The 20,078-nt window shown below is 68.8% G+C and carries 15 protein-coding genes and 1 other RNA gene; 9 read left to right on the plus strand and 7 right to left on the minus strand.

What is annotated here, in order from left to right; all coding sequences use genetic code 11:
• Positions 1 to 19: 19 nt before the first annotated feature.
• The 6 genes from QZY44_RS12925 to argE all read right to left on the minus strand — a co-directional run bounded on the left by QZY44_RS12925 (position 20) and on the right by argE (position 7,110).
• Complete coding sequence (locus tag QZY44_RS12925; RefSeq protein ID WP_295446826.1) at positions 20 to 3,058, minus strand: TIR and AAA domain-containing protein; 3,039 nt, start codon at positions 3,056 to 3,058, stop codon at positions 20 to 22.
• 96 nt (positions 3,059 to 3,154) lie between these two features.
• Positions 3,155 to 3,751 (minus strand): DUF2867 domain-containing protein, encoded by a 597-nt coding sequence (locus QZY44_RS12930; protein ID WP_295446829.1) that lies wholly within the window; start codon positions 3,749 to 3,751, stop codon positions 3,155 to 3,157.
• A complete protein-coding gene (locus QZY44_RS12935) occupies positions 3,748 to 4,224 on the minus strand; it encodes an Lrp/AsnC family transcriptional regulator (RefSeq protein WP_295446831.1) in 477 nt (158 codons plus the stop codon). The genes QZY44_RS12930 and QZY44_RS12935 overlap by 4 nt, the downstream gene beginning before the upstream one ends.
• 118 nt (positions 4,225 to 4,342) lie before the next feature.
• Entirely contained in the window at positions 4,343 to 4,927 is a 585-nt protein-coding gene (locus QZY44_RS12940; RefSeq protein ID WP_295446833.1) for a CNP1-like family protein, read from the minus strand.
• A gap of 41 nt (positions 4,928 to 4,968) precedes the next feature.
• A complete protein-coding gene (locus QZY44_RS12945) occupies positions 4,969 to 5,907 on the minus strand; it encodes a neutral zinc metallopeptidase (RefSeq protein WP_295446835.1) in 939 nt (312 codons plus the stop codon).
• 12 nt (positions 5,908 to 5,919) lie between these two features.
• Positions 5,920 to 7,110, minus strand: a complete 1,191-nt coding sequence (gene argE, locus QZY44_RS12950; protein WP_295446837.1) for an acetylornithine deacetylase — start codon at positions 7,108 to 7,110, stop codon at positions 5,920 to 5,922.
• A 198-nt stretch (positions 7,111 to 7,308) separates the two neighbouring features.
• Here argE and QZY44_RS12955 point away from each other — a divergent pair, with 198 nt between their 5' ends.
• The 7 genes from QZY44_RS12955 to QZY44_RS12985 all read left to right on the plus strand — a co-directional run bounded on the left by QZY44_RS12955 (position 7,309) and on the right by QZY44_RS12985 (position 17,682).
• Positions 7,309 to 8,556, plus strand: a complete 1,248-nt coding sequence (locus QZY44_RS12955; protein ID WP_295446839.1) for a peptidase C39 family protein — start codon at positions 7,309 to 7,311, stop codon at positions 8,554 to 8,556.
• Positions 8,549 to 10,030, plus strand: coding sequence for a RimK family protein (locus QZY44_RS12960; protein WP_295446841.1), 1,482 nt, complete (start codon positions 8,549 to 8,551; stop codon positions 10,028 to 10,030). Before QZY44_RS12955 ends, QZY44_RS12960 begins: the two co-directional genes overlap by 8 nt.
• A 627-nt stretch (positions 10,031 to 10,657) precedes the next feature.
• Positions 10,658 to 10,927, plus strand: coding sequence for a ribbon-helix-helix protein, CopG family (locus tag QZY44_RS12965; RefSeq protein WP_295446843.1), 270 nt, complete (start codon positions 10,658 to 10,660; stop codon positions 10,925 to 10,927).
• Between the two features lie 537 nt (positions 10,928 to 11,464).
• Positions 11,465 to 14,959, plus strand: coding sequence for a tetratricopeptide repeat protein (locus QZY44_RS12970; protein WP_365304240.1), 3,495 nt, complete (start codon positions 11,465 to 11,467; stop codon positions 14,957 to 14,959).
• Between the two features lies 1 nt (position 14,960).
• Positions 14,961 to 15,443, plus strand: coding sequence for a hypothetical protein (locus tag QZY44_RS12975; protein ID WP_295446846.1), 483 nt, complete (start codon positions 14,961 to 14,963; stop codon positions 15,441 to 15,443).
• A gap of 612 nt (positions 15,444 to 16,055) precedes the next feature.
• Positions 16,056 to 16,850 carry an SDR family NAD(P)-dependent oxidoreductase gene (locus tag QZY44_RS12980; protein WP_295446847.1) on the plus strand — a complete coding sequence of 265 codons (795 nt, stop codon included), beginning with the start codon at positions 16,056 to 16,058 and terminating at the stop codon, positions 16,848 to 16,850.
• Between the two features lies 1 nt (position 16,851).
• Complete coding sequence (locus tag QZY44_RS12985; protein ID WP_295446849.1) at positions 16,852 to 17,682, plus strand: hypothetical protein; 831 nt, start codon at positions 16,852 to 16,854, stop codon at positions 17,680 to 17,682.
• Positions 17,683 to 17,728: 46 nt separating this feature from the next.
• Here QZY44_RS12985 and QZY44_RS12990 read toward each other — a convergent pair whose 3' ends face one another.
• Positions 17,729 to 18,787, minus strand: coding sequence for a metallophosphoesterase (locus tag QZY44_RS12990; RefSeq protein WP_295446851.1), 1,059 nt, complete (start codon positions 18,785 to 18,787; stop codon positions 17,729 to 17,731).
• A gap of 232 nt (positions 18,788 to 19,019) precedes the next feature.
• Between QZY44_RS12990 and ffs the strand changes: the two genes are divergently transcribed.
• Both ffs and QZY44_RS13000 read left to right on the plus strand, forming a co-directional pair.
• Positions 19,020 to 19,116: signal recognition particle sRNA small type (ffs, locus tag QZY44_RS12995), an RNA gene on the plus strand.
• A gap of 465 nt (positions 19,117 to 19,581) precedes the next feature.
• A partial coding sequence (locus tag QZY44_RS13000; protein ID WP_295446853.1) for an RCC1 domain-containing protein occupies positions 19,582 to 20,078 on the plus strand: 497 nt, incomplete at its 3' end.

The following is a 20,078-nucleotide window of genomic DNA, read 5'->3' on the forward strand; positions in this document are numbered from 1 at the left end:
GAGGCAGCCGGCCGCGCGGTCATTCCGGGGGCTGCTCGGGGACCTGCGCGCCAAGTTCCGCGGCGACCTGGCTCAGGCGCGGCCAGAGGCCCCACTGGCCGATGGCGCGGATGCGCAACTGGGCGCGGTCCAGGGCCTCGCTCGCCTGGTCCGGGCGGCCCTGGTGGCTGCGCAGGCGCGCCTCCAGCAGGTGCAGCTCGGTCTCGCGGCGGCCATAGCCGGTGCGACGGATGATCTCGTTGGCCTGCGCCCAGGCGCGGGCGGCCTCCGGGATGGGGTCGGCGGCGGGCGCGGCGGTTTCGGGTGTCGGCCGGGCGAGCCGGTCCAGGTGCAGATGGCCTTCGAGCAGTGCGCCGTCGGCCAGATAGGTCAGCATGTTGCCGCGGCGGGCGATGGCCAGCGCGGCATTGAGGTCAGTCTGGGCTTGCGCCGGGCGGCGTTGGTCGCGGTGATGGTGGGCGCGGGCGAGGTGCAGAATGGGCAAATGGCGGATATTGCTGGCCCGGCGCATGGTCGCGACTGCCCGGTCCAGCATAGCGTCAGCCTGGGTCCCGGGTTCGCCCAATGCGCCGAACGATTGGCCGATGATACAGTGATCGAGCGCCTGGGAAAGTAGGTGCCGTAGTTGCTCTTGGTACGCTAGCGAGGCCCGAGCCCGGCCGAGGACAGCCCACCGATCGCCCGAGTCTTTAGCTATCTCCAGCAGCAGTTGGTCGTAATCGAAGCCGCGCAAGCTGTTCAGGGTTGGAAGGCTGGGAGCCCGCGTGGCCTGAAGCGCCTCGGCCTCGGCAAAGGCAGCCGCCGACTCTGCGAGCCGACCCTGCCCGTGCAGTGCCCGGCCAAGATAGGCAAACGCCATCAGTTTACGTTCCTGGGCATTGGACCGATCCATTACCGCCCCTGACGCCTCGACCGATTCCCGCGCGGTCTGCTCGGCCTCCGGCCAGTAACCGAGCATAGTCTGGAGGTCGATCAGGTTCTCCGAAGAGCGGCAAAAATTGTTCCAGTCGGCGGACTCGCCCCGGCGCTCCCGGACCATCTGCCGCGGCCCCAGCGCCTCTCCGAGTCGGCCCAGGGACATCAAACAATAGGCCACGCTGGCGATCAGCCAGGAGCGGTTGGGCTCGGACAGGTCACCGGTCACCGGCGGCGCGGGCCAGCCGGCCGGGAAGAACCCTGCGAGTGCGGACAGGTCCGCCGAGATGGCACCAAGTTGGAACGTGGTATAGCCCTGCTCGCCGCGCTGGATACGATCCCGATAGACCAGCCACGCAGCGGCGTACAATCCCGCCCGACACCCATGCCCTACCGCCCGATAGAGCGGCTCCACTCCTTCTATCCCGTCCGGCCGCTCCTCCCCCGGCACCGACCGGAACCAGTCGAACAGGCAGCGGTGCGCCGCCCGCCAGGCGTCCGGCCGCTCGGTCTCCAACCGGGTGCCGAAGCGCTCGCGCACCAGCGGGTGGGCGTCCAGATCCGGTGCGGGGTCGGCCGGGTCGCAGTCCACCAGACCCCATTGGCGCAGCCGCGCCAGCGACTCGGCGATGACCCGGTCGTCCGCATCGTGTAGAGCCTGCGTCAGCCCGGGGATGGGCGGTTCGGCGGACTTGAGCGCCAGCAGCGCGCCCCAGGGGGCGGGGCGGTCGAAGAGCCCCAGGCAATTCACTAACTCGCGGTCCAGGGTCTGCTGGCCGCGGGCCAGCTCGGCGTCGAACCAGCCCATGATCGTCGCCGCTTGACGGCCGGCGCCGGTGTCCAGAAAGGTATGGGCAAACTCGGCGGCCAGGGTCAGGGCCTGCGGGTGCAGACCGCAGCGCTCGGCCAGCTTATCCAATTCGACGTCGCTGCCCGTGAGCCCCCGGTCGCGCAGCAGGCAGCGGGCGCCCAGGACGGGTAATGTGTGGAGCGGAAACTGGTCGAAGCAGGGTGCGTCGAAGATGCCCGTATCCGAATCCGGAATGGGCAGCCGGCTGCTGCCGATGCATAGTGCGTTGCCGGGCTCCCGGGCCAGGGTCTCCAGTAGCCCGAGTAGGCCCTGGTCTTTGACGCTGCCGTTGAGTCGCGGGTCCTTGGAGGGCTGCTGCAAGGGCTCCAGCCCGTCGAGCAGCAGGACCCGGGGCGCGCCGTCCGGTGCATGGGCGGCGGCGCGGGCGAGCCGTTGGCCCAGGTCGTAATCGGACAGTGGCGGGGCGCCTGGTTCGGTGGCGTCTGGCCCGGTCAGTTCGGCCCAGGCGGCGAGCAGGAAGGCCCGTGCGCTGGTGGCCTGGTTGTGGCTACCCTGCGAATAGAAGGAGTGCCCGACGAAGCGGGTCCCGCTGGGCCAGGCCTGTCCGGCCAGCCACCAGCGGGTGAGCGCGGATTTGCCCTGGCCGCCGGGTCCGACCCAGATCAGGACGCCGCGCCGGCCGGCGGGGTCGCCGGTCCAGGCGGCGAGCCGCTTGAGCTCCAGCTCGCGGCCGTAGAGCCTGTTGGTGCGGCCGGGCAGGCGCGCGAGCAGGCGTTGGAGCCCTTCCGCCGTCTGGGCTTGGGCTGGGCTCGGTTGGTCCTGATGCGTGCGGGACGGTAGGCCGCGGGTCTTGCCGTGTGCGCGCAGGGTCTCACAGATTTGTTGGGCGACCTGGGTATAGGCGAGGCTCAGCGGTCGGAAGGCCCGGATGGGCTTGGCGTCCCGCGGGAGCATCTGGAAGCGGGCGATGAAGTCCAGCTCGCGCCAACCGCAGTGGTCGGTCAGGATGAACAGGATCAGCACCCCTTCGTCCGCATGTCGCTGCAAGAACCGCGGCAGCTCCACATCCATGCAGAAAGCCGAGGCCAGGAAGTTCTCACAGAGCAGAAAGATGGCGGCGTCCGCCCGCTCCAAGGCGGAGTCGATCTCTTCGCGCCAGAGGCTGCCGACGGGGATCTCCCGGTCCGTCCAGGTTCGCACCAGCCCCGTGCGCTTGAGCGGCGCCAGGTGGATCAGCAGCCGATCTTTGACCGCCTCGTTGGCGTGCGAATAGCTGACGAACAGCTCAAACGGGCGCTCGGGCTGGACGCCGGCTGGGGAGGCGTTCGGCATGGGGTCCATCCTGGTCTCGACGCGGTGGATTCACGCGGGATTGTAACCTTTGGCTGGGACCCTTGGGCCACGGGTCCCAGCCGCGGAGGCGCTGACTCACTGGGAGCGCCCCACCCCAGTGCGGCCAGGGCTCTGCACAGGACGCGACGCCGGGTCTGCTTGCGCGATCTCGCCGCACTGGGATGCGGCGCTCCCGGGCACGCGGTCCGCCCGGCGGCACACCTCCCGGGTCAGGCCCGCGAAGATGACCTGGTGAAAGGGCTCCATGGCCAGCCAATACAGCAGCCCCGGGACCCCGTCCGGGTGCCAGTACGCCGTGGCGGTCAGCCGGGTGCGGTTCCCCGGCAGCGGCTCGAGCAGGAACTCCAGTACCCCGGTCCCGGGGGCGCGCAGGCCGAAGACCATCGCCAGGCGTCGCTCCGGCTCCAGCCCGATCACCTTCCAGGAGTCGATTCGGTCGCCGACGCGGATCTCGGTTGGGTGGCGCCGACCCCGTGCCAGGCCACGGCCGCCGATCAGCCAGTCCAGGGTCTCGCGGATGTTCCAGAGTGTGTTGAGAGAGTAATAGCGGTTGTCCCCACCGATGGCGGCGACCACTGCCCACACCGCCGCCGCGGGGGCGGCGGCGATGGCACTAGCGCCAGCACGCTTGGGGTAGTCGGCGTAGTCGTGGCGGTCCTCAAGGATGTTCAAGGCGCCTTCAGCCCCACCGGCAGGCTGGTCCGCTCTACCACCTGGCGCAGAACGAAGCTGGAGTGCACACCGCTCACCCCTTCGATGCGGGTGATCCGCTCCAGCAGCAGTTCCTGATAATGCTCCATGTCCCGGACCACCACCTTGAGCTGATAGTCGGCGTCGCGCCCGGTGAGCAGCAGGCACTCCAGCACCTCCGGCATGGCCGCGACGGCCGCGTCGAAACCGGCGAAGCGCTCCGGGGTGTGCCGGTCCATGGAGATGCTGAGGATGGCCATCAGGTTGAGGCCGAGCCGCTTGGCGTCGACCAGTGCGCGATAGCCGGTGATGAACCCGGCCTCCTCCAGCGCGCGCACCCGGCGCAGGCAGGGTGAAGGGGACAGCCCGATGCGGTCTGCGAGATCCTGGTTGCTCAGGCGGCCGTCGCCCTGCAGTTCGGCGAGGATGCGGCGGTCGTAGTTGTCCAGTTTCATCATTTTTCCGAGCGCCATTTTTCCGAGCGTTAGGTCCGAGGGTTTGGATGTGTTGAGGTGCTCGGAAAAATTAGTCTAAATGACAGAGTATTGCCGCTAGTCCGCTCCTTGCGCCTGGTTACTGCGCCTGAAATCCGGTGCCGTCGACGGCGGACACCCGTCCCTTGAGTGCCCGCACGATGTCCGGGATGGGCCGACCACGGGTCTCCCGGGAGACGCAGAAGCGGTTGCGCCACAGGTCCTCGCGGTAGGCTTCGTTGCCCACGGCGGTGATCGGCTGCCACTCCTCGCCTGGGGCGCGGGTGAAGCGTCCGTCGGTGCCATAGGCGAAGGTCTTGTACTCGCCGCGCAGGGTGCAGCGGATGCCCTCGAAGCTGACGTTGCGGGTGCCGGTCTTCGACTCCAGGATCAAGGTATAGTGGACCTCCTCGCGGCGGGCGTCGGTCGTCAAATTCTTGCCGTCGATATAGAAGCGGAATGGCGTGGGGGGACCATCGGGGGTGAAGGCGATCAGGTCGGCCTCGCGCGGCCAGGGCGGCAGGGGCGCGGCGGTCTGCGTCGGCGTCTTGGCGTCCGGTTCCGGGAGGTCGTGCATGCGGGCGCCGTCTGGGTCAAGCGTGAAGTTGTTGTTGCCGGCCAGGGCCGGGCCGCCCAGGAATAGGGCCAGGAGTATGGGCAGCGGAGCGCGGGTTCTTGATGTCATGGGGGATCCTTACAGTGGTCTGTAGCAACAGTAGCGTAGAACTATAGCTCCTTGGTGGAAAAGGTGTCGCAGGCGCTCAGCCGCCCTTGTGCGAGCCCGCGCTTGAACCAGCGCACCCGCTGGGCGGAGCTGCCGTGGGTGAAGCTGTCCGGGGTCACCGTGCCGCGGGCCTGGCGTTGCAGGCGGTCATCGCCGATGGCGGAGGCGGCGTTCAGCCCCTCTTCCACGTCCCCCTGCTCCAGTATCCGGCGTGCCTGATGGGCGCGGTTGGCCCAGATGCCGGCGTAGCAGTCGGCCTGGAGTTCGAGTCGGACGGACAGCTGATTGCCCTCGCGCTGGCTCACCCGGCGGCGCCGGGCGTCCACCTGCTCGGAGATGCCGAGCAGGTTCTGGACATGGTGTCCCACCTCGTGTGCGATCACATAGGCCTGGGCAAAGTCCCCGGGGGCGCCGAAGTCGTTGCGCAATTCGTCGTAGAACGCGAGGTCGATATAGACCTTCTGATCCCCCGGGCAATAGAAGGGTCCCATGGCCGCCTCCCCGCGCCCGCAGGCCGAGCCGATGGTGCCCGTGAACAGGACCAGCTTGGGGTCGGTGTAACGCTTGCCGCTCTCCTTGAACACGGCGTGCCAGGTGTCCTCGGTGTCGCCCAGGACCACCGAGACGAACTGCTTCATCTCATCCTCCGCGCCGGCGGTCGGGGCCTGAAACTGGTGCGACGCACCGGTGTCCGGTCGCCGGCCCGCGGGGACCGTGACCGGTGGGGCGACTTGGCCGCTATGGTTCAGCAGGACAGACGGGTCCACGCCCATCAGCAGCAGGACGACGACCAGTACCAGCGTGCCGACACCACCCCCGATGCCGACTACGCGCCCTCCGCGCATGGGGGTGGTCCCCTCGCCGAAGGGTTCTACTGCATCGCCGCTCTCGTCGCGGCGGTCCTCCACGTTTTCGCTCCGTCTGCCGTCACGCCAGCGCATGGGGCTGCCTCCTCAGGGTCTTGTTGTTGGCTCGTGCGAGTGAATCATATCATCCATGCAAAACCGGCGGATGAAACCTTGCAGCAGTTCTAGCGTCGGTGCGATGTGCGCGAGTTCCAGGTACTCGTCCGGCTGGTGGGCCTGGGCGATGTGGCCGGGGCCGAGGATCAGTGTCTCCATGCCCAGCCGGTCGAGGAAGGGTGCCTCGGTGCCGAAGCACACCGCCTGCGCGGCGTGGCCGGTGAGCGCCTCGGCGGCGCGTACGATCGTCGCGCCCGCGGGTGTCTCCACCGGGGGGATGGGGGTGAACAGTGGCTCCACGCTCCAGGTGAGGCCGCGCCGCTCGGCGACCGCGGCGACCCGCCGGGCCAGCTCGGCGCGCAGCTCCTGTGGGTCCATGCCGGGGAGCACGCGCAGGTCCAGGTGCAGTTCGCAGTCCCCGCAGATGCGGTTGGGGTTGTCGCCGCCGTGGATGTGGCCCGGGTTGATGGTGGGGTAGGGGACGTGAAAGGCCGGGTGCTGATGGGTGCGTTTGAGTTCCTCGCCCCAGGCGAAAATGGCCGTCAGGGCCTCGTGCATGCCAATGAGGGCGTTGTTGCCCAGGCTGGGGTCGCTGGCGTGACCGCTGCGCCCGGTGAGGCGCACGGCCTCGCCCATCACCCCTTTATGGGTGCGCACGGGCCGCAGGCCGGTGGGTTCACCGATGATCGCGTAGCGCCCCAGCGGTCGCCCGGCATCCACTAGGGCGCGCGCCCCGTGCATGGCCGATTCCTCATCCGCGGTGGCGAGGATCATCAAGGGGTGTTTGAGGTCCGCCGGGTTCACGTGTCGCGCGGCCTCGACGGCGAGTGCCAGGAAAGACTTCATGTCGCAGGTGCCGAGCCCGTAGTAGCGCCCGTCGCGCTCGGTCAGCCGGAGCGGGTCATGGGACCAGAGTCCGTCATTGAAGGGGACCGTGTCGGTATGGCCGGACAGCACGAGTCCCCCGGGGCCGGTGCCCAAGGTCGCGAGCAGGTTGGCCTTGTGCGGGTGGCCGGGGATGGGCAGGACCTCGACCCGAAAGCCGGCGGACTCAAGCCACCCCGCCAGCAGGTCGATCAGCGGCCGGTTGCTGTGGTCAAGGCCGGGGGTGAGGCTGCTGACGGAGAGTGTACTGATCAGGCCCCGCAGCATCGGGATGAGGGTGGGGGCTTGTCTAGGCATGGGGACTCCGTACTTAAGGGTTGGCGGATGGGCCGGCAGACGGCGAAAAGCGCTGCCGCGGACCGGGTGTTGGTGTAGATTCGGTGGGCTAACGGCCATGGCCGTTCCCTCACCCCGGCCCTCCCCCAAAGGGGGAGGGAGAATTGGAGCGCGCTCCCGGCGCGACTTTCACAGTAGGCCCGCTACTCAGTGTCAAGCATGAACGCAGCGTCACCTCTCGGGGGTCGGTCCCCCATTCCCCTGTTCCCCACTGCACCGGACGGCGGAGCGCTGCCGGCGCGGCGCCTGGGTGCGGGGCTCACCGTGCGTCCGGCCGCGGTCACCGACCTGGGGGCGCTGGTGCGGCTGGAGAACGCCAGCTTTGACACCGACCGCCTGACGCGGCGCCAGCTCCGCTACATGCTGACCCGCGCCCAAGCACTGACACTGGTGGTGGCGGGGTCGGACGGGGGGCTGGCCGGTTATGCGCTGGTGCTCTTGAGCCGCGGGACCTCGGTGGCGCGGCTCTATTCCATCGCGGTCGCCCGTGAGGCACGCGGTCAGGGGGTCGGCCAGGCCCTGGTGGTGGCGGCGGAGGCGGCGGTCTGGGAACAGGATCGTGCCTATATGCGGCTGGAGATCCGGCGTGACAATCTGGCCTCACAGTCGCTGTTTGAAGGGCTGGGTTACCGACGCTTCGGGCTGCTGTGTGACTACTACGAGGACCACATGGAGGCCCTGCGCTACGAGAAGACCCTGGCTCCGGACCTCAAACCGGCGCTGAGCCGCGTGCCCTTCTACGAGCAGACCCTGGAGTTCACCTGCGGCTCCTCCTGCCTGATGATGGCGATGCACGCCCTGCGCCCGACGCTCACCCTGGACCGGACCCTTGAGCTGCGCATCTGGCGCGAGGCGACCACCGTCTTCATGACCTCCGGTCACGGCGGTTGCGGACCCTTCGGTCTGGCCCTGGCCGCGCAGCGGCGCGGTTTCACGGTGGAGGTCTTCATCAACGACCCCGGGGTGCCCTTGGTGGATTCGGTGCGCAGCCCGGACAAGAAGGAGGTGATGCGCCTGGTTCATGAGGACATGCGAGCCGAAATGCAGCAGCGGGACATCCCGATCCATTACCGGACCCTGAACTTGGATGAGCTGGCCGCGCGTTTCGATGCCGGGGCAGTGCCCATGGTGTTGATCTCCTCCTATCGCATCTACCAGGAAAAGTTCCCACATTGGGTGGTGGTCACCGGTTTCGACCAGCATTTCGTCTACGTCCACGACCCCTTCGTGGACTACAAGAACGGAGAGTGTACTCTGGACTCCATCGACATGCCGATTCAACGCCAGGAATTCAGCCGCATGAGCCGTTACGGTCGGGTTGGTTTGCAGGCGGTCATCTTCATCGCGGCCCCCGCGCCAACGCCAGGGACAGCGGCGCCATCCCCCGAGGCGCAGACCAATGGCTGAGCACGTTCTGCTGGTCGAACAGGAGTCTGACTGGCAGAGCGGCTTCCCGCGCCTGCCCGTGGTCACGGCCCGCGACTATCTGGCGGGAGGGGAGCTCGCCACCAGGAAGGATCTCCGTGTCATCAATCTGTGTCGTAGTTACCGCTATCTCTCGGTCGGCTACTACTGCTCGCTGCTGGCGGAGGCGCGCGGTCACAAGGTCATCCCCTCGGTGCGGACCATCCAAGAGCTCTCCAGTCGCGAGATCTACAGCCTGGAGACTGAGGAGCTGGACGCCCTGGCCCAGCGGCTGCTGCGCCGCCGCAAGGCCAGCGCGCTCACCCCCACCGCCTATGAGCTGACCATCTGCTTCGGTCACTGCGACGTGCCGAGCCTCCAGCCCCTGGCGCGGCAGGTCTTCGAGACCTTCCGCTGTCCGCTGCTCAAGGTCGAGTTCCGGCTGCAGGGGACCTGGCGCATCGGCGCCATCAAGGCGCTGCCGATTACCGCGGTGCCGTCGGAGGGGGAGGGCAGTTTCTTTGTCGCGCTGGAGGGCTATCTGACCCAGCGCTGGCGTGGCCAGCGGGCGCGCCTCGCCTATCGCTATGATCTGGCCATGCTCCACGACCCGGAGGCGCAGATGCCGCCCTCCGACAAGAAGGCCCTGGCGCTGTTCGTGCGCGCCGGCAAGGCGCTCGGGGTCAACGTCGAGCTGATCCAGCGCAAGGACTACAGCAAGCTCGCCGAATACGACGCGCTCTTCATCCGCGAGACCACCCGCATCGGTCACCACACCTTCCGCTTCGCCAAGAAGGCTGACAGCGAGGGCATGGTGGTGATCGACGACCCGGACTCCATCCTGCGCTGCACCAACAAGGTCTATCTGGATGAACTCATGGCCGCCCACAAGGTCCCGCGGCCCAAGACCCTGGTCCTGCGCCGCGAGAACCTGATGGATGCTGCGGTGCAGATCGGCTACCCGATCGTGCTCAAGATCCCGGAGGGCTCATTCTCCCGCGGCGTCTTCAAAGCGGCGGACCGGGCGGAACTCATCCGCATCGCCGGGCGGCTGTTCAAGGAGTCGGACCTGATCCTGGCGCAGGAGTATCTCTACACCGCCTTCGACTGGCGGGTGGGGGTGCTGGGGCGCAAGCCATTCTATTGCTGCAAGTACCTGATGAGCCCCAACCACTGGCAGATCGTCAAGCACGAGTCCGACGGCCGCTACGCCTATGGCGACGCCGAGACCCTGGCCGTGGAGGACGCCCCGCCCGCGGTGATCCGCACCGCACTCAAGGCCGCCGACCTGATCGGCGACGGGCTTTATGGGGTGGATCTGAAGGAGACCGCGGACGGCCCGGTGGTGATCGAGGTCAACGACAACCCCAGCCTCGACGCCGGGGTCGAGGACCTGGTGCTGGGGGATGAGCTGTATCGGCGCCTGATCGGTGAATTCGTGGAGCGGCTGGACCGGCGGCGGGCGGGGAAGAAGTAGGGCAGCCGCCGGAGCGCCGACGTTTTGTCGGCGAGTGGGCATCAGCCTGGAAACCAGGGTAAACAGCGAGAACAGAATGCCCGGGGCCAGATACCTGAACCAGCCCGTATGAGCGGTGCGCCAATGCGGTGTCAGCTTCGCGTCCTCGAGTCAGACCGGCGTTGCGGTCAATGGGCGTGAAGCGGCGCCGGACCAGTCCGGTCGCCGCGCCGGGAGCAAGGTTTGGCCTCCCATCTCGGCCCGTCCCGCGAGGGGGGGGAGGGCGCAGGCCTATCGGCGTGTCGCGATGCCCGCGGCGGCGCGTATTCGCGGCATTGAAGGGAAAAGAGTACGGAATCTTCCGCGGCGTGGCAAGCTGGGAGCGTCGCCTCTGGGAGCGCCGCACCCCAGTGCGGCGAGACCTCGCGGGTGGCCGAACTATTGCGTGTGCGGATGGGCCGGGCCGCACTGGGGTGCGGCGCTCCCAGGCGCCTTTGGGGCCTGCACTCGCGACACCGCTCGAGAGACGGGGCAAGAATCGCTCCCAGGCGCGGCGGGGTTTGCTGTCTGCGAATACTTGCCCCGCTTGTTCCCGCTCGGCTCCTGGTCTATGTTCGCATCTGGTATCTGCCCCACCCGGAGGAACCGGTGATCGCCCTTTCAATCGAACTGCCCGAGGAACTGGCAGAGGACTGCCTTGAGATCGCCCGCGAGCTTGGCCTGTCGCGGACCGAGTTGATTCGCCAGGCCGTGGTCCATGAGATCGCACAGGCGCGCGGCGCCCTGGAGTGGCGCGCGATGGCGGAGTCCCTGCGGGCCATGGGTGCCGATCCGTCGGCGCGCCGTCTGGCCGAGGACCTGGACGCCGCCATGGACGCTCCACTGCCGCTGGAGGAGGATGGTTGGTGGAGCCACTGATTCGGGGCGGCATCTACTTTGCCTTGGTCGAGCACTGCCGGGCTATCAGCATTTCCCGCGTCTGTGGCCGCGCGGTTGCTCAGCTCGATCAAGAGATCATTTGGCCTTGGTCTTCGGTCAGGCTAGACCTGTCCTTGCGGCAATCCGTCGCGGCCTGGGGGCCGCTCCTACACGGGTAGGAGCGGCCCCCAGGCCGCGACGAATGTTTGCGGGGCGCCGCAATAATGATCAAGGCCGATCATTGAGGCGAGGTTTTCGCAACTGCGCTGGTGGTGGTAATAAGCCATCTGGCCCGGCACCCAGTTCGCGGAGCGCGCCCGGCGCGTCGAGCAGGACCTGGCGCGCTGGGGCCAGGACCTGCACCAGGCCGCCCTGCCCGCGGAGCACACCGTCAACGTCCTGCAATCCTGGTCGCGCATCAATGATGCGGCCGCGCGGCGCTTCTCGGTCCTGGTCGACTGGGAGGCCGCGCTGGAGGCCGGGACCACCCCGGAACAGGCACAAACCGCCCGCGAGGCCGCCACCGCCCTACTCGGCCTGCCCTGGGAACTGCTGCACGACGGCGTGGGCTTCCTGTTCCAGGGCCGCAAGCCGGTGCGGGTGCGCCGCCGCCTGCCCAACACCCGGGTGCTGGACCTGCCGCTGCTGGACCCGCCGATCCGCTGCCTGCTGGTCAGCCCCCGGCCGGAGGACGGGGCCTGCGGCTACATCGACCACCGGGTGAGCGCCCTGGCCCTGGTCGAGGCGATGGAGGGGCTGGGCGGGCTGGTGGAACTCGCCATCCTGAGCCCCCCGACCCTGGGGGCGCTGCGTGAGGAACTGGCGCGCGCGGCCGGGGCGCGCACCCCCTACCACGTCGTCCACTTCGACGGTCATGGCGTCTACGACCGCCGCGCCGGGCTCGGCGGGCTCTGCTTCGAGGACCCGCGGGACACCGACCGGCTCGACGGCCGCCGGCACCAGACCGTCTACACCGACACCCTCGGGCCGCTGTTGCGCGACCACCGCATCCCGCTGGTCTTCCTGGAGGCCTGTCAGAGCGCCCAGGCCGAGCAGGCGTCCGAGTCGGTCGCCTCGGAACTGCTCAAGGTCGGGGTCGCCTCGGTGGTGGCCATGAGCCACTCGGTCCTGGTCGAGACCGCCCGGCGCTTCGTCGCCGCCTTCTATGGAGCGCTGGCCTCTGGCCAGCGCGTGGGCCAGGCCATGTTGGCCGGCCAGCAGGTGCTGCACGAGGACAGCTTCCGCGGCAGCATCTTTGGCGCCCGCGAACTGCGGCTCAAGGACTGGTTCGTCCCCGTCCTCTACCAGGAGCGCGAGGACCCGGCGCTCTTCCACCAGGCCCCGGCCCCGCACACCCGGGCGGATCTTACGCGGCGGCTCCAGACCCGGCTCGGCGCCATCCCGGACCCGCCGCCCACTGGCTTCGTCGGGCGCAGCCGCGAACTCCTGGCCCTGGAGCGGCTGCTGCGTCCGGCCAGCCGCGGCCTGCTGCGCAAACGGCGCTGGGCCCTGATCCGCGGCCAGGGCGGCGAGGGCAAGACCGCCTTGGCCTGCGAGCTCGGGCGCTGGCTGGTCCGCTCCGGCCAGGTCGAGCGCGCCGCCTTCTGCTCGGTCGAGTCCCACGGGCTCCCCGCCGCCGTCCTCGACGCCCTGGGCCGCCAACTCGTCGGCCCCCAGTACAGTGCCGCCGCCTACCCGGACCAGGACCACGCCTGCCAGCCCATCGAGCGTACACTCACCGAGCGCCCGACGCTGCTGATCATCGACAACCTGGAGAGCATCCTGCTCCCGCCCTACCAGGCCGCCTGGACCCCGGCGGCCATCGTCGAGGAGGGGGCGGCGACGGCCGCCGAGATCCTGGCCCTCTGCACGCGCCTGCTCATGGCGGGCGAGACCCGTATCGTCTTCACCAGCCGCGAGGCCCTGCCCGCGCCCTTCGACCGCCCGGATAACCGGCGGGAACTCACTCGGCTGGCCCCGGAGGACGCGGTGCAGTTCGTCGAGTGGGTGCTGACCCTGGAGGGGGCCGGCACCGACGCCGATGCCGCCCGGGAGGAGATCGAGGCCCTGGTCGAGGCCGTCCACGGGCACGCCCGCACCCTGGCCTTGATCGCATCCAGCCTGCGGGCGCTCGGCCCGGCGCGGACCCGTGACGCGCTGGTCGACCTGATGGCGCAGATGGAGCGCGAGTTTCCCGGGAGCCGCGAGCAGTCGGTCTATGCCGGGGTTGCGCTCTCGGTGCAGCGGCTGGCGCCGGTCAACCAGGAGCGGGTGCGGGTGCTGGGGGTCTTCCATGGGGCGGTCGACCTGGACGTGCTGCAACAGATGATGGGCTGGGATGCGGCCGACTGCGGCGCCCTGGCCGCGGACCTGATCGGCACCGGGCTCGCGACCGCGGACCCCTACGACCACCTGACGCTCAATCCCGCACTCTGCCCCTGGCTGCGCGAGCGGCTGACATCGGCAGAGCTTGGAAGCCTCAGCGCCCGCTGGGGTCAGGCCATGGGGCAGTATGTCGGGTTCCTGTATCAGCAGCAGGGCCGACAGACCGAGGTCGCCGCGACCCTGACGGTGCTGGGGCTGCCGAACCGCTTTGCGCTGCTGGATCGGGTGCAGGCGGCGGGTGAGGCCGAGGCGACCATCGATCTGGCGACCAGGCTCTACGGCCTGTTGCAGAATGCCGGTCGGCCGCGCCTGCTCGCGCGCGTCGGGCAGGTGCGCGATGCCGCGGCCCGGACGCTCGGGGAGGGCGCGGGCGCGGCCTGGGGCCATGCCCGGTTCCAGGCCGAGCGCACCCGCATCGAGCAGCAATTGGCCGGCGGGCGCCTGCGCGAGGCGATCACGGGCGCAGAGGCCCTGCTCCAGCGCGCCCGGGCGGCGGGTGTGGCGGCCTATCCGGGTGCCGATTATGACTTGGGCGTCGCCTGCTTCCTGCTGGCCCGGGTCCTCAAGACCGCCGGTGGCGCCGGCCCGGCCCTGCCGCTGCTGGACGAGACCAGGCAGGGCTTCGAGGCCATCGCGCGGGATCGGGGCAGCCAGGCGGCGGAGGGGATGTCGTCCGTCTGCCTCACGGAGCAGGGCGACTGTCTGCGCGACCTGGGCCGGCTCGACGAGTCGGCGGCCGCCTATGAAACGGCCATGGCGCGTGCCGAGCGGCGCGGTGCCGAGCGCGATGTCGCCATCGGCCAGGGCCAACTCGGTACCGTCCGCCTGCATCAGCGGCGCTACCGTGAGGCACTGGACGCCTATGCGCAGGCCCGCGCGCGCTTCACTGTCCTGGGCGAGCAGGGCACCGTCGCCGTCGTCTGGCACCAGACCGGCATCGCCTATCAGGAGTCGGGGAACCCGGGGGCAGCGGAGGACGCCTACCGGAAGTCGCTGGGGATCGCGGTGCGGCTCGGCAATCGAGCCGGACAGGCGGGTACGCTCACCCAACTGGGCCATCTGTATCAGGATGACCTGAACCGCCCCGAGGAGTCGGTGGCCTTCTACCGGCAGGCCGCGGACCTCTATGTCGAGATCGGTGATGGGGCGAAGGAGGGTGTCGTCAGGAACAATCTCGGGGACACCCTGCGCCGACTCGGACGCCTCGACGAGGCGCGCCGCCAGATCCAGCGGGCGATCGAGTGCAATGCGCCATTCGGCCACGTCGCCGCGCCTTGGACGACCTGGTCCATCCTCGCCAACATCGAGTCCGCCGCCGCGAACCCCGGCGCCGCCGCCGCGGCCAGAGACCGGGCGCGCGCCGCCTTTGTCGCCCACCGCCGCGACGGCGGCGAGAACCACACCGGGGCAGGCCGGCACGCGCTCGCCGTGACCGGGCACCTGAACGCCGGCAACCCCACCGCCGCCCGGTCGCTGCTGCGTCAGACCGCCGCCGACCCTAACTGGCAGGCCGACGAGGCCCGCGCCTTCATCCAGATACTGGACGCCATCGCTGCCGGCAGCCGTGCCCCCGCACTCGCCGAGGCACCCGACCTGCATTGGCAGATGGCCGCCGAGGTCCAACTCCTCCTCGAGGCCCTGGCCTGACATGAACCGCCTCTTCGCCGCCTTCGCCCTCCTGGGCCTCGTTGCCTCGCTGGCGGTCCACCTCGCGGCCCTGCTCGGCATCGACCTGGCCACGCGCTTCCCGGCGGTCTGGCTGCTGTTCATCCCCTTCCTGTTCCAGGCCCGCCGGGTGCTGGGGGTGCGGCCATCGCGGGCGGCCATCCGTGCCCTGTGCCCGGGCTGGGCGCTCCTGCTCGGCGTGTTCCTCGCCGGCTATGTCATGCTGAACTTCCTGCTGTTCCTGCACGCAACCGAGGGTGGCGGACCGGCGATCCGCGACGGCCGCTACGTGCTCCAGGCCCACGGCCCGGTGCTCCGCACCCTGACGGCGGATGAGTACCGCGCCCAGCAGGCAAACACCTTACGCGGCTTTTCGGGCCATTGGCTGATCTTCTATTACGTGCCGCTCGTCTGGTTCATGGCCTGCGGTCGGTCCGGGGCCGCCAGCCGCACAGTGCTCCCGTAGGATGGGTAGAGCGCAGCGAAACCCATCCTTTCCGCGCCGCTAAGGCGTTGCTTGCTGGGTTTCGCTGCGCTCTACCCAGCCTACAGATCCGGCGCGGAGCGGGCTCGCTGCGAATACTTGCCCAGTCTGCGATCGTGACACCGGTCGAGCGGTGTCACGCAGGTGGCAGGCGCTCTGCGCCGTGAGCGCCCATGGCCGCAATTGCGAGGTTGCGTCGCGGCTGAAGCCTCTCCCACCGGGTCCCCGCCTGACGTTCACGGTAAAGCCTTAACCTCCTGTTGTTGATGCACCACGCTGGCCGGAGTGATGATCTAAGGCTAAGCATGTGGCCGCGCCGCGCCTGGTCTTCCAGGGGTCGAGTTGCATGCCGACGGCATAGCGCCTGTCACGCCCTTTCAGGGCTGATTGTCCGGAACCCTGCAACCCAGGGCGTTGCCCTGGGCTGATGTATGCCGCCCCTTCAGGGCTTGCATGGCCACCAGTGTACGCGATCAGGCTTGATCCCCCGCCGCGCTGTCCCATCATCAGGGGATCGCGGTCCGCCATCGCCCCAGGCCCGAGCCCAACCGGCCGGCCGTCCTCATTCAGCAACAGACACGACAGGACACCTCCATGGATCTTCAACTGCAAGGCAAGAAGGCCCTGGTCACCGGCTCGACGCTGGGCATCGGTTTCGCGACGGCCTTGGGGCTCGCGCGCGAGGGGGCCGAGGTCGTCGTCAACGGTCGCACCCAGGTGCGGGCCGATGAGGCGGCGGCACTGATCCGTGCCCAGGTGCCGGGCGCGCGGGTTACCGGGGTCGCGGCGGATCTCGCGGGTGCCGAAGGCTGTGCGGCCCTGATCGAGGCCGTGCCGGATCTCGATGTGCTGGTCAACAATGTCGGCATTTTCGAACCGAAGCCGTTCGATGAGATCAGCGACGCGGAGTGGCTGCGCTTTTTCCAGACCAACGTCATGAGCGGGGTGCGCCTGTCGCGGCACTATCTCGCGGGCATGCGCGCACGCGACTGGGGCCGCATCATCTTCGTCTCCAGCGAGTCGGCGGTCCAGATCCCGGCCGAGATGATCCATTACGGCATGACTAAGACTGCCCAGTTGGCGGTGGCACGCGGGCTGGCGGAGACCACCGCGGGCACCGGGATCACGGTCAACAGCGTGCTCCCCGGGCCGACCCGCTCGGAGGGGGTAGCGGCCTTCGTCGAGCAAATTGCCGGGCAGCGGGGGATCAGCTTCGCGGCGATGGAGCGCGAGTTCTTCGACACCGCGCGGCCCTCCTCGCTGCTGCGGCGCTTCGCGACCGTGGAGGAGGTGGCGAACATGATCGTCTATCTGTGCGGTGCGGGCGCCTCCGCGACCAACGGTGCGGCGCTGCGGGTCGACGGCGGTGTAGTGCGCGCGATCCTCTGACATGCGCATCTGCGCCTTTCGGGACATCACCGCCTTTATTCTCGATACGGCCAGCCGTGCCGGGCTGATTGATGTTGCTGTCAACTATGTGAAAAACGCCGACGAGGCCCACGCGGATCTCAAGACGCGGCAGGCCGACCTCGTGTTCATGTCGTATGACGATACGCTGTCACTGGCCCTGCAGGACCACGATCGCGATATTGCCGTCGTCATGCCGGTACACGGTGGCATCCTGGATCTGTGCGGCGAGCTGGATCTGGCGCGCGGCAAAGCCGTCGTCGGCATCGACACCGACAGCGGTTATGCGCGGGCGCTGCGCCACTATCTGCACGGGCGCTATCCGGCAGCGGAAGATTATGCGCGATTGCAGTGGGTGCGTGCCGGTGCGACCAATCTCCGCTATGAGAAGCTCGTCGCCGGGCAACTCGATGCCACCCTGCTCAATCCGCCCTATTCGCTCAAGCCCGGCATTGCGCGCCTGGGTGATCTGCGCGGCAGTATCGGCGCCTATCAGGGCGTGGTTGCCAACGTCAACCAGTCGAGCTTGACCGACGCCCGGCAGCGGGCGGCGGTGATCGCGTTCATCCGTGCCTTCTTACAGACCGTGGATGATATGAAGGCCCAACCCGAGCCGACGATTGAGCGGCTCGCCCAGTATTATGGAGTTCCGAGTGAGGACGCGCGCGCGGTCCACCGGCGGCTATGGGAGCCGGATGGACTCGCGGTCGGCAAGGAACTGGATCGGGATCAACTGGTTGGCACCGAGCGATTATTCAGCGCGGATACGGGAATTGCCGTGCCGGCGCTACGGACCTGGGTCCTTTCACTGTAACGGTGCGTCCCGCGGTGTCGTGCATGCGATCGTCTGCACGGCAGCCCTATGCGCCCGGCTGTGCCGCCCCCCGGCGCAGGGTATGGATCGTAACCTCCGGCGGGCAGTTGAAGCGGGCCGGAACGATGCTGCTGCCGGCCCCGGCGGACGTGTAGCCCTGCATCTGGCGCCAGCGCCACGCGCCCCGGCGCACGAAGCGGGGGGCCTTGGAATGGGCGATCAGGGCCAGTCCGCCCGGCAGGCAGATCTGGCCGCCGTGGGTGTGTCCGCACAGCATGAGCTCGAACCCCAGGCTGGCGGCGGCGCGAAAGGGCTCTGCGGCGTGGGCGAGGAGGATCGCCGGGGCGCCCGGCGGGATCGCGGCGGCGGCCGCCTCCAGGTTGTGGGTGCGGTAGCGGTTGGGGTCGTCGATCCCGGCGAGAAACAGCCGCTGGCCGTGGCGTTCCAGCGGCAGCGACTCGTTCATCAGCATGCGGATGCCCAGCGCCTCGATCCCCGGGACCATGTCGATGCAGTCGTGATTGCCCAGGGTGGCATAGACGGGGCCGTACAGGTGGGCGCGTAGCTCGGCCAGTGCGGCGAGGGCCGGTTCGCTGGGGCCGATGGTCCAGGCGCGGTAGTCGCCGGTGAGTACGCACAGGTCGTAGTCCAGCGGGCGCACCCGCGCGATGATGGCGGCGACGATCGCCGCGTCCAGGTCCAGGTGCAAGTCGCTCAAGTGCAGCAGGCGCAGTCCCTCGAAGGCCGGAGGCAGCGTGGCGATGATGACTTCCTGCTCCACCAGTTGCACGGCCCTGGCGTTGCGTCGGCCGCGGGCGTAGAGCCCGCTGGCGCGCAGGCTGAGTTCCATCACGAGGTGGGTCAGGTGGTAGCGCTCGATCCCCAACAAGCGGTAGCGGCGTTCCCCGATGATCTTCTGATGGTCCAGTTCCATCCCCCGACGCATCCGCAGCAGGGTGGTCCCGAGGCGGGCCGTCAGCGGATCGGCGGGGGGCTCAGCCGCTGGGTCAGCCAACGGTTGACCCAGCGCGGCCCGTGCGCCGCCCTGGGGTGCGGGGTCGTTTGGGGTTCCCGCGGTCGCAGCCGCGGGCGGTTCGGTGATCATGTTTCGCTTGGCGCACTCGGGCAAATGGGTGGCGGGGCTTGCTCTTCGACCACGGGTCATCACTGTACTGCGTTGGTAGGAGATCGGTCCATTGATTCGTGATCAGGGTTACGGCCTGGGGCCGTGACCTGCGGTTGTCGTTTGTCATGTCCAGCCGGCTTTGTTACTCTGAGCTCCGGGTTGTCGCCCTGACCCGCTCAGGGGTCTGCCGCCCGATCTCGATGGTGGTCTGCGTCGGTCCCCTCGCGACGCGAAACCGTGAACCCGGTCAGGCCCGGAAGGGAGCAGCCGCAACGGTGGATGCGTGCGCCGGGGTGTGGCTGGCGCAGACCGCCGCCCCTCATCGCAGGGGCGGTGTCCAGATTAGACGCGTCCAGTCGCCGCGCTGTCTCGATTTCTATGCCCGTCCCTGTCCAGTGTCCAGTGTCCGCCAACCGCCGTGGCGCTGAAGGCGCTGTGATCGCCCGCCGCCGGTTGCCGATCTCGCGGCCGCTGGAAATCTGCTGTACCCCAAATCGCTACGCGGCTTTTTCGTGTTCGCGCGCTTCTTGTTGCCCCGCGTTCGACGATTGCAATCCCCCTTTAATTGTGGTAAACGGCGGATTAAACGGCATTCACTAGGGAACGCCAGGATGGTCGCGTGCGCCGGCCCATGCTTCGGCGAACCGACTTGATCCACCAAGAGCACTATCGAGTACCGGAAGCACCGCGGGGGTAGCACTATGTCTGTCCACCTTGTTTGGCGCCGTTTTATGTCGCGGACCTGCTACACCGGAGCCATCGGTTGCTGTCTCATGTTGCTCCTGACCCTGTCGCTCGGCCGTGGCATGGCGCGCGATTCACTGGCGGCGACCGGGACGGCCCCGGCCGCCGGGTTCGAGCCGAGTGCGGTGCCGACCGCCGCGGCCTTGCGCGATCAGGTGGCGCGCGACGGCTGGGTGCGGGTGGGGGTGGATCTACGCCAGCCGGGAGACGCCGTGGCGCCTTTGGACGCCGCCCACACGGCCATCCGGCAAGACGACCTGGAGCGGACGGCGCAGGACCTGCTGTTTGCGTTGCCCGACGGGTCCTACGAGGCGTTGCCGCGCGTGACGGGCGCGCCTAGCCTGACGTTGCGGGTGGATGCTGCTGGATTGGATGCGCTGTTGGCCTCGCCCTTGGTCGCGGCAGTTGCGGCGGGCGGCAATGCCGATATGCCGCGGATTGCTGCTGGTGAGGTGCACAGTCTGGCGCTGAAGACCGACGGCACCCTCTGGGCGTGGGGGGAGAGCTGGAACGGCCAACTCGGCAA

It is taken from the genome of uncultured Thiodictyon sp., from assembly GCA_903837595.1.
GTDB lineage: Bacteria > Pseudomonadota > Gammaproteobacteria > Chromatiales > Chromatiaceae > Thiodictyon.